The following is an 8,944-nucleotide window of genomic DNA, read 5'->3' as shown; positions in this document are numbered from 1 at the left end:
TCAGGATGGCTGGACCTGGTCGAAGAGGGCGAGGGCTTCGGCCGGGTCCGGGCTCACGAGGCGTTCCAGGCCGGCCGTCGTGATCGTCGCCCACCTGCTGGCCCGTGCCCACATCCGTTCCTCGAAGGCGCGGACGGCCTCGTCCAGATCTTCAGGGTCGGCAGCGATGGACTCCGCTAGCTCGGCGCCGTCGAGCATCGCGAGGTTCGCGCCCGCCCCCAACGGTGGCATCAGGTGGGCGGCGTCGCCCAGCAGCGTCACCCCGCGGACGTGGGCCCAGGTGTGGGATACGGGCAGGACGTAGAAGGGGCGGTGGAGGAAGGCGGTGCCGTGGCCGAGCAGGTCGAGGACGGGAGGGGCCCAGCCGTCGAACAGAGCCAGAAGGACTGATCGCGTGGCCTCGACGTCGGCCAGGTCCAGCCCCGCGTGCCAGTCCAGCGGCGCGCGAAACTTGGTGTACACCTTGACGTGACCGCCGCTGTTGCGCTGGGCGACGAGAGATCGGTTCACGCCGTACACGGCCACCGAACCGTCGCCGATCAACTGGGCGAGGGCGGGGTGGCGGGTGTCGACGTCGTCGAGGGAGGTCTCGACCGAGGTGACGCCGGTGTACTGCGGCGTCACCGGCGAGACCGCCGGGCGGACCCGGGACCAGGCGCCGTCCGCGCCCACCACGAGGTCGAACGTCTCCTGCCCCCCGTCCGCGTAACGAACCAGTACGCCATCCTCGGTCCCCGGCACCACCTGCAGGACCTCTCGACCCCACCGCACGTCGAGGGAGCCGAGCAGCAGATCACGGAGTTGCCCGCGATCGATCTCCGGATTGGCCTGCTCATCCGGAGAGGGCCGCCAGTCCCGCAGCACCGTGCCAGCAGCGTCCAGGATGCGCATGGCCTGCCCCTCCGGGCGAGACAGCGCCTGGAACTCTGCCAGCAGCCCCGCCTTGTCCAGTGCCAGCTGGCCCAGTCCTTCGTGCAGGTCCAGAGCGCCCCCCGGAGGGCGTGCGTCCGGGGTGGGATCGCGTTCGAGGATGGCGACGGGGTGGCCGTGGCGGTGCAGGACACGGGCGAAGGTGAGGCCCGCAGGGCCGCCCCCGACCACGGCGATACGGTGTCTCATGGCGATACACCGTATTCCACTCGTACGATGCACAGCAACAGAACGGTGGTGACCATTGACTGTGTGGGACCGGCCCGAGCCGTCGAATCCTCCCGTGCCGCTCGACCGCGAGCGGATCGTCGCCGCCGCCATCGCGCTGGCCGACGAAGGCGGGCTGGAGGCGGTGTCGTTGCGCAAGGTCGCCGCCCGACTGAACGCCGGCCCGATGCGGCTGTACGGGTACATCTCCACCAAGCAGGAGTTGTTCGACCTCATGGTGGACGAGGTCCACGCCGAGATTCTCCCCGCAGAGCAGCCCGGTGACTGGCGAGAGGCGCTGCGCGTCCTCGCCCACCGCACCAGGCAGGCCGCCCTGCGCCACGTTTGGCTGGCCGACCTGCTCGGCGGCCGTCCGACCCTGGGCCCGAACGGCATGGCCGTGACCGAGGCCAAGCTGGCTGCCCTCGACGGCTTCGCCGACATCGACACCGTTCTGCGCGCCGTGGAAACCGTCAGCTCCTACCTCACCGGCGCGATCAGGCGTGAGATCGCGAACCTGCGGGCCGAGCGCGTCACAGGCCTGTCCAAACGCGAATGGCAGCGCGCCTCCGGTCCGCACCTGACGAAGATGTTGGCCACGGGCCGCTTCCCGGCGCTGACCAGGGCCGTGCACGACGGCGCAGACGTGGACGCCGAAACATCCTTCGCGACGGGCCTGGACTGGGTCCTCGACGCCGTGGCCGCCAAACTCAGCCGACCGCCCGCGTAAGACCCGGCAGGTAGCTGACCGACGACCTCCGTGAGCGGTCGGCACGCTTCCGTGCGCCGCCGTTCAGCGGCGAGGGCGGGGCAGCAGGGCGATCAGCGCGACCGCCACGGCCACGTGTGTCGCGCCGAGGGTCAGCTTGGCGCCGCCGGTGGCCTCGACGCCAACCAGGGGGACGAGGGACAGCAGGGTCACCGCGACGGCCAGCGAGATCCAGACCGGACGGGCGGCCCGTGGGGCGAACCGCTCCAGCAGGGCCAACGCGGCCCAGCCGAGCAGGGCGGCGCCCAGGGCGACAACGAAGATCGCGCCCGCGCCGATGACCGTGGCGGGCTGACCCGGACTCTCGACGGTGTAGTCGACACCGGCCAGTGCGCCGAGCGACCAGATGGCCAGGCAGGCCACGACGGCGACGCCGACGGCGAGGGCGCGGCGGCGCAGGGTCGAGGTGGTGGGGGTCGTGACGGCGGCAGAACTCATGACGGCTCCTCGTTCAGGGGAAACGAACGAGTACGACCGTAACAGATAGTCTTGTTCAGAACTATCTTTCTCGGAACTAACAGCCTGAGCGGCTACCTGGCGCGTACGGGGAGCTGGTGGCCAACGGACCGTTCACCAGGGCCAGCAGGGCACGCAGGAACACCGCACGATCCTGCTCGGGAAGGGTCGCGAGCAGGTCCTCCTGGATGCGCTCGACCACCTGCCGCGCCCGCAGCAGGACCTGCTCCCCCGCCGGGGTCACCGCGACCAGCCGGGCGCGTCGATCCGTCGGCACGGGGCGACGCTCGGCCAGCCCGGCCCGTTCCAACTGGTCGAGGGTGACGACCATCGTGGTCTTGTCCACGCCGCACCGCTCGCCGATCTGCCGCTGGGTCAGGTCTCCGGTGCGCGCCTGCGCCAACACGTAGTGCGCCCGCGGTGAGATGCCCAGCTCGGCCAGCCCCGCCGCGTGTTCGGTCTGCAGCGCGTGACTCGCCCAGGAGAGCAGGAACAACAGATCCGGGGGGCCGTCAGCGGGCGTGCAGGAGGTCATGCGCCGAGGCTAGCAAGATCCTCCGCGACGATACGGTTAGCCAAGCGGACGATCAGGGCCGCTGGTAGATGCCGTGCTCGCGGGTGAGCAACCGCTCGTCGATCAGATACCGACGCAGCGTCGCGTGATCCGACCCGCCCGCCGCGCACCACGCCTTGAGCGCGTCGTCGACGGCGCGCTCCGGATAGCGGGTGCCCGGTTCGAACGACCGCTCGGCGATATGTGCCAGCAGGACCCTCCGTCGGCTGCGCTGCGCCGGCAGACCCACCAGGGCGCCCGCGCGCAGGAAGGTCCGCAGCACCGGGTCGGCGTTGGGCTCCGCGTCGTCGGCCGGGCGACTGCTGCGGGCGGCCGCCCGCAGCGACGCCTCGTCGACCGCCAGCGAGCCGTCCGCGCCGGTGACGAGACCCGCGTCGGCGAGCCGGCGGACCCCGGTGAGCACCACCCGCGCCGGCAGGCCGGCCCGTTCGGCGACCTCCGTCGCGCTGGTGGCACCCAGCACGATCGCCGCGAAGATCCGTCGCCGTCCGTCGTCGGCCAGGGTTCCGGCCAGAGCATGCGCAGTCACGCCGGTCACCCTCGCATCAGCTGTACGCGAGGCGCCACGCGATTTCTCCGAGCCTGCACGGTCGGCCTTCGCTCGACCAAGCCTGCGTAGTCGACGGGACCTGTTCAGTCGACCTTCGGCTGTTCAGCGACGAGCATCACCCGGCGCAACAGGTCGGAGAGTTGCCGCCGTTCGGTCGCTGTGAGCGCGCCGAGCAGGCGGTGCTCCTCGGCGCCCTGGATCTCCATCGCCCCACGCCAGGCAGCCTGACCCGCGTCGGTCAGCTCCACGTCCACCCGCCGGCGGTCGACTGTCGACGGAATCCGGCGCACGAAACCCCGCCGGAGCAGGGTGTCCACCCGGGCCGTGATCGAGGCGGGGGCAACCGCGAGATCCACGGCGAGGTCCGAGGGGGCCGCCCGGCCGCGTCGGCCGGCCAGGGCGTGCAGGGTGTCGTACTCGTGGGCGGGCAGGTCGAGGTCGGCCAGAACCCGTTCCTTGACCGTCCGCAGGTGCCGGATCAGCTTGATCATCCTGGTCACCGCGCCCTCGACGTCCGCGTCGAGGTCAGGCACCACGGGAAGCCAACGCTCGATGTGCCGGTCGACGTCATCCGGAGTGGTGGTCACCGCACCAGCTTACCTCAGCGTCGAAATATTCATTGCCGAAAGATTCGGCGTCGAAGTATGTTGTGGCCATGGCTCACCCCCTGCGCATCCCCTCCTTCCGGTTGCTGTTCCTGGGCCGTACCGTCTCGGCTCTCGGCGAGGCGGTGGTGCCCGCCGCTCTGGCCCTGGCCGTGCTGCGGGCCACCGGCTCCACCGGCGCGCTGGCCGTGGTCCTCGCCGCGGCGATGATCCCCCGACTGCTTCTGCTGCCACTGGGCGGTGTCGTGGCCGACCGGTTCGACGCCCGTCGGGTCGCCATGGCGGCCGACCTGGTGCGCTGCGCGACCCAGCTCGCCGTCGGCGTGGAGCTGCTCGGCAGAGACCCGTCACTGACCACCGTTGTCGTGGCGTCCGCGCTCGGCGGCACCGCGTCGGCGTTCGCCATTCCGACCGCGTCTCCACTGGTCGCCGGCACCGTCGAGCCCGTCGACCGGCAGCGGGCCAACGCCCTGATGGGCATGACTGCCAACACCAGTCGCCTCGCCGGGCCGGCGCTGGCCGGCGCGCTGATCTGGGCTGCCGGCCCCGGCTGGGCGTTCATCCTCGACAGTGCGTCGTTCGCGCTCAGCGCCCTCCTGCTCGGGCTGCTGCGGGTCCGCCACGTCCCGGTGCCCCGCCGTTCCGTCCTCGCCGACCTGCGGCACGGCTTCGGCGAAGTACGTGCCCGCGACTGGTTCTGGACCAGCCTGCTCGGGCACGGCGTGTGGAACGGTGCCGCCGCCGTGCTGATGACCCTCGGGCCGGCAGTCGCCATCGACCGCCTCGGCGGTGAGACGACCTGGGTGCTGCTGCTGCAGGCCGGCGCGGTCGGGATGCTCGTCGGATCGCTGCTGGCCGGACGGGTTCGGCTACGCCGGCCGGTGCTGCTGGCCAACCTCGGGCTGGCCTGCTACGCCGCGCCGCTGTTCCTGCTCGCCGTCGCCGCACCCGCCCCGGCGGTGATCGTCGCCTACGCGGTGGCGCTGACCGCCCTCGGTTACCTCAACCCGGTCTGGGAGACCGTCGTGCAGCACCACTTCCCACCGGAGGTGCTGGCCCGCGTCACCTCGTACGACTGGTTGGTGTCGCTCGGCGCCATGCCGCTGGGATACGCGCTGGCGCCGCTGGCCGCCGACGCGTTCGGCGCGCCCGTGCCCCTGGCCGTCGCCGGCCTGCTGGTCCTCGCCTCCTGCGCGGGCACGGCACTCGTCCCCGGCGTACGCCGACTCACCTGGCCAGCGACCCCGCAACCGCAACCGGTCGCACCCGTCGCCGTCCGTTGACCGTCACGTGAACGGGTGGGGAGCCTCCGGACCGATGTGGTCAGTCAGTCGGCGTCGCGTGCCATCGTCACGAAGCCACGCCACGACTGCGGGCTGAAGGCCAATGTCGCGCCGTCGCGGTCCTTCGTGTCACGGACGAGGACCACGCCGGGAAGGTTGTCGGCAACCTCGACACAGTCACCGCCGTTGCCGCCGCTCTTCGTGCTCTTACGCCACCGCGCGCCGGTCAGGTCCATGATGCTGCCGCTTCTCTCAGAAGGTCCACGGAACGTCCTCGGGGCAGTGCCTCTCCGCGAATACGCTCCCACCGCCGCTCCAGGCTAACAAGGTCCGACATCTGGTCGAGGATCTGCGCCTGGGCAGGGCTGTCGACGTGCGCGACCCGCGATCCGTCCGGCATGTCGGCGATGGTGAATGGTCCGTCGAGCCCGGGGTAACTGGGCGCGTCCGCCGGGACGATGTGGAGCTGAACGCTGCCGCTCTCGGCAAAGCCAAGCAGGCGCGTGAGTTGCGACGCCATCAGCGCGCGGTCGTCGCCGACGCGTCGCCTCAGCACCCCCTCGTCCAGCACCGCGATCAGCAGCGGTCCGCCGTCGCGACTCAGGATCGCTTGCCGGCTCATTCGGGCCTCGGCGAATTCGGCGACCGCGTCCGGTGCCAGCACCCCGCCCGCCAGGGTCGCTCGCGCGTACGCCTCCGTCTGGAGCAGTCCGGGCACCCACGCGAGTTGAAACGACCGGAGCGTCACCGCCTCGCGTTCGAGGTCGACCCACGGCCGGAACCACACCGGTTCGCGGCGACGGACGACGTCCGGCCAAAGTGCGTCGGCATCTTTTGCCAGGAGCTTTGCGACGGTCGAGCGATGGCGGCTCTGGGGAATGTGACCCGGGTTTGCCCACCTGGCGACGGTCTTCGGGTGCACGCCGATCTGACCTGCGAGGGTCTCGGCGGTGTGACCCGCCCCAGCCAGTGCTGCGACAAAGGCGTGATTCATACCGTCCCTCCCCTGGAACAAATCAACTGCCTTGAAGAGATTAGATAACGCTGTGTATTTGTCCAGCAACCCCGGGCAAGGTGCTGTGTAGACGGCGCGGCCGGCAGGGGACCCGAACCCGGCGGACGCGTTCGTAGCGGGGCCGCTTCCGTTGGGCGAGCACTCACGGGGGCGGCCCCTTCCCACACGTTGATCTGGGGGAAAGCCGTGTCCGACGAGGACGGAGAAGAAGCCCGCGAGGCCGAAGCGGGAAGAGCGACGACCATGGCCGGTCCTGCGCTCAGGGCTGGGGACGTGATCCGCTTGACCACCGCCGCGAGCGTCCAATTTATGAAGCCGATCGTCGTCCGGGTCATCCGCGAGCTGCCCGATCGCCACACCTACGACGGTTGGCTCTGGCTCGACGCGTACGAGTTGGGCAGGAAGGGCGAGGCGGTGGCGCGGCGCGAATTGTTCGTGATGCGTGCGGGCGTACAGGTGCAGGTTCGGGCCCCCCGCCCCTCCGAGGATGCCCGCTCGCTCGCACCGACCCGGGGTCGGGAAGCGGTGGGGGTCGTCTGATGCCCGAGCGACCGAAGCACTTCCCGTTGCGGCCGTCGTGGCGCTGCCCGGCCTGCGGCATCCTGTGGCCGTGCTCGGCCGCGAAGCTGTGCCTCCTCGGCGAGTACCGCGAGGATCGGCCGGGCCTGTTGAGTCACCTGGCAAAGCTTCAGGAGGCAGCCGAAGCCGATCTCATTACGCTCAACCCGGGCGTCGCGCTGCCCAATCTGACCCCGCGTTTCGTCGGCTGGGCCGAAGCCCGCTGAGCCATACACCGAACTCCGACGAAGCAGCTCACGAGGGTATGGGTCAGCTCGGGCTGAGCAGGCAGAACTCGTTTGCCTCGGGGTCCGCGAGGACGGTCCACGCGACTCAAGACGTCGGTGGCGGTGGGTGTGGCAGCGGGTGGGCGCCTTCGGGGCGCAGGCCGTCGAAGATGATGGCGAGATACCGCCGCCACAGGTCAGGTGGGGCGTCCGGCACGTAGGTGGTGACGTAGTTGGGCGCGCACATCAGCAGGATGATGTCCGCGCCGGTGACGTCGGTCCGCACGGCGCCGTGCTGGCGCGCCCGGTCGACCAGGGTGTGCACGATGTGGAACATCCGGTTGCGGACCCTGGTGACCTCTGTCGTGAGTTCGCCGGCCTCCTGCAGAAACGACAGGTCGCGTTGCTGTCGCTGATGCGCTGCGGCGGTGAGGAATTCCAGCAGCGCCCCGCCTGGATCCGCCGCGTCCAACAGCCGTTCGCCGACCGTGTTGAGCGCGTCGACGCGGTCGACCACGATCGCGGCGATCAGGTCGTCCTTGCTGGCGAAGTGGCGGAATACGGTGCCTTTTCCGACACCGGCTCGCCGGGCGATGTCGGCAACCGATGCGTCCAGGCCTCGCTCCGCGAACTCGTCGGCAGCAGCCGCCAGCAGCAGTTCCCTGTTGCGGGCGGCGTCGGCACGCAACGGCCGGGTCGAGGTCACTTCAACATTCTAGCAAGTTGACCGCTCGGTCCGTTTATTGCTAGCTTGGCCGCCGTAACATGACCCAGCGGTCCGTTTGGAGGAAGTTGCGTGAAGGCAGTTGTTGCAACCGACTACGGACCACCCGAGGAATACGTGGTGGCCGACGTGCCGGTGCCGCAGCCCGGTCCGGGGCAGATTCAGGTCCGGATCGCAGCGGCCTCGATCAACCCGGCAGACGTGCGGCTACCCAGCGGCGATTTCCGCGAGGTCGTGCCGCTGAAATTTCCGCACGTACCCGGCAATGACTTCGCCGGCACGGTCAGCGATATCGGTAACGGGGTCACGGCCTATCAGGTGGGCGACGAGATTTTCGGTCAGGCCGTGCCCCGAGTGCTGCGAACCATGGTCGGTACGACGCGGCCGTCGCTGAGCACCGGGTCGCTGGCCGAGTACGCGGTCTTCGAGGCCGACACCCCGTTACTGACGCATCGCCCGCCCGGTCTCGACGTCGAACAGGCAGCAGCTCTGCCGACCATCGGCCTGACTGCCCGGGCGCTGATGGCCACCGCCCAAGTCCAGCCAGGCGAGACCGTCCTGGTGGTCGGCGCCACCGGCGGCGTCGGTACCGCGCTGATTTCGCTGCTCGCCGCCGTGAAAGCCCGGGTCACCGCAACCGCGACCGCCGCCGATGCCGACGTTCTGCGAGCACTGGGCGCCGGCGAGACCATCGGATACGCCGAAACGCAGTACCCCGCAGGAGTCGATGTCGCGTTCAACTTGGTCCTGCCGAGCGACCGCCTCACCGCGGTCGCGAACGCCATTCGCCCAGGCGGACGTCTACTGACGATCACCTACCCCGTGCCGCAACAGGAGTGGATCAGCCGCGACGACGTGGGTCTGCATTTCGTGCTGGACCTGGACGGCACGTTCGGCGGAATGCGCGAGGTTGGCGAACTGGCGGTGCACGGCGAACTACCGGCCACCATCGGCCGCCGCTACACCCTCGACGACGGCGTTCAAGCGTGCGTGGACTTCGTCCGTCTGCACACGACCGGCAAGCTAGTCGTCACGATGTGAACAGA

13 protein-coding genes are annotated in these 8,944 nt (G+C 70.1%); 5 read left to right on the top strand and 8 right to left on the bottom strand.

The window, feature by feature from the left end; translation table 11 throughout:
* Positions 1–1,119 carry an NAD(P)/FAD-dependent oxidoreductase gene (locus FBZ33_RS14315; RefSeq protein ID WP_141909416.1) on the bottom strand — a complete coding sequence of 373 codons (1,119 nt, stop codon included), beginning with the start codon at positions 1,117–1,119 and terminating at the stop codon, positions 1–3.
* A gap of 94 nt (positions 1,120–1,213) precedes the next feature.
* Between FBZ33_RS14315 and FBZ33_RS14310 the strand changes: the two genes are divergently transcribed.
* Positions 1,214–1,867: a TetR/AcrR family transcriptional regulator gene (locus FBZ33_RS14310; protein ID WP_255508864.1), complete on the top strand. Its 654-nt coding sequence runs from the start codon at positions 1,214–1,216 to the stop codon at positions 1,865–1,867.
* 63 nt (positions 1,868–1,930) lie between these two features.
* Here the strand turns inward: FBZ33_RS14310 and FBZ33_RS14305 are convergent, their stop codons facing one another.
* From FBZ33_RS14305 to FBZ33_RS14290, 4 genes are all read right to left on the bottom strand, one after another.
* Positions 1,931–2,344: a DUF6069 family protein gene (locus FBZ33_RS14305; protein ID WP_141909414.1), complete on the bottom strand. Its 414-nt coding sequence runs from the start codon at positions 2,342–2,344 to the stop codon at positions 1,931–1,933.
* A gap of 76 nt (positions 2,345–2,420) precedes the next feature.
* Complete coding sequence (locus tag FBZ33_RS14300; RefSeq protein ID WP_141909413.1) at positions 2,421–2,897, bottom strand: MarR family winged helix-turn-helix transcriptional regulator; 477 nt, start codon at positions 2,895–2,897, stop codon at positions 2,421–2,423.
* A 52-nt stretch (positions 2,898–2,949) separates the two neighbouring features.
* Entirely contained in the window at positions 2,950–3,465 is a 516-nt protein-coding gene (locus FBZ33_RS14295; protein WP_141909412.1) for a DUF2087 domain-containing protein, read from the bottom strand.
* A 104-nt stretch (positions 3,466–3,569) separates the two neighbouring features.
* The gene (locus tag FBZ33_RS14290; RefSeq protein ID WP_197699643.1) at positions 3,570–4,073 is read right to left on the bottom strand and encodes a MarR family winged helix-turn-helix transcriptional regulator; all 504 of its coding nucleotides are present in this window, start codon (positions 4,071–4,073) and stop codon (positions 3,570–3,572) included.
* A gap of 68 nt (positions 4,074–4,141) precedes the next feature.
* On the opposite strand from FBZ33_RS14290, the gene FBZ33_RS14285 reads away from it, so the two are divergent.
* Positions 4,142–5,374 (top strand): MFS transporter, encoded by a 1,233-nt coding sequence (locus FBZ33_RS14285; protein WP_141909411.1) that lies wholly within the window; start codon positions 4,142–4,144, stop codon positions 5,372–5,374.
* Positions 5,375–5,418: 44 nt separating this feature from the next.
* Here the strand turns inward: FBZ33_RS14285 and FBZ33_RS14280 are convergent, their stop codons facing one another.
* On the bottom strand, positions 5,419–5,610 hold the full coding sequence (locus FBZ33_RS14280; protein WP_088948198.1) for a DUF397 domain-containing protein: 192 nt from the start codon (positions 5,608–5,610) through the stop codon (positions 5,419–5,421).
* A complete protein-coding gene (locus FBZ33_RS14275; RefSeq protein ID WP_141912671.1) occupies positions 5,601–6,368 on the bottom strand; it encodes a DUF5753 domain-containing protein in 768 nt (255 codons plus the stop codon). The genes FBZ33_RS14280 and FBZ33_RS14275 overlap by 10 nt, the downstream gene beginning before the upstream one ends.
* 207 nt (positions 6,369–6,575) lie before the next feature.
* Here FBZ33_RS14275 and FBZ33_RS14270 point away from each other — a divergent pair, with 207 nt between their 5' ends.
* Together FBZ33_RS14270 and FBZ33_RS14265 are read left to right on the top strand one after the other, a co-directional pair.
* Positions 6,576–6,929, top strand: coding sequence for a hypothetical protein (locus tag FBZ33_RS14270; protein WP_370453009.1), 354 nt, complete (start codon positions 6,576–6,578; stop codon positions 6,927–6,929).
* Complete coding sequence (locus FBZ33_RS14265; RefSeq protein WP_141909410.1) at positions 6,929–7,174, top strand: flavin reductase; 246 nt, start codon at positions 6,929–6,931, stop codon at positions 7,172–7,174. Before FBZ33_RS14270 ends, FBZ33_RS14265 begins: the two co-directional genes overlap by 1 nt.
* A 106-nt stretch (positions 7,175–7,280) precedes the next feature.
* Here FBZ33_RS14265 and FBZ33_RS14260 read toward each other — a convergent pair whose 3' ends face one another.
* A complete protein-coding gene (locus FBZ33_RS14260; protein ID WP_141909409.1) occupies positions 7,281–7,880 on the bottom strand; it encodes a TetR/AcrR family transcriptional regulator in 600 nt (199 codons plus the stop codon).
* 90 nt (positions 7,881–7,970) lie between these two features.
* Between FBZ33_RS14260 and FBZ33_RS14255 the strand changes: the two genes are divergently transcribed.
* A complete protein-coding gene (locus FBZ33_RS14255) occupies positions 7,971–8,939 on the top strand; it encodes an NADP-dependent oxidoreductase (protein ID WP_141909408.1) in 969 nt (322 codons plus the stop codon).
* Positions 8,940–8,944: the final 5 nt, after the last annotated feature.

The sequence above is a fragment of the Micromonospora sp. A202 genome (genome assembly GCF_006715105.1).
GTDB lineage: Bacteria > Actinomycetota > Actinomycetes > Mycobacteriales > Micromonosporaceae > Micromonospora > Micromonospora zamorensis.
Note: the sequence above shows the minus strand (reverse complement) of the source record. Positions and strands in the feature narration are given on the sequence as shown.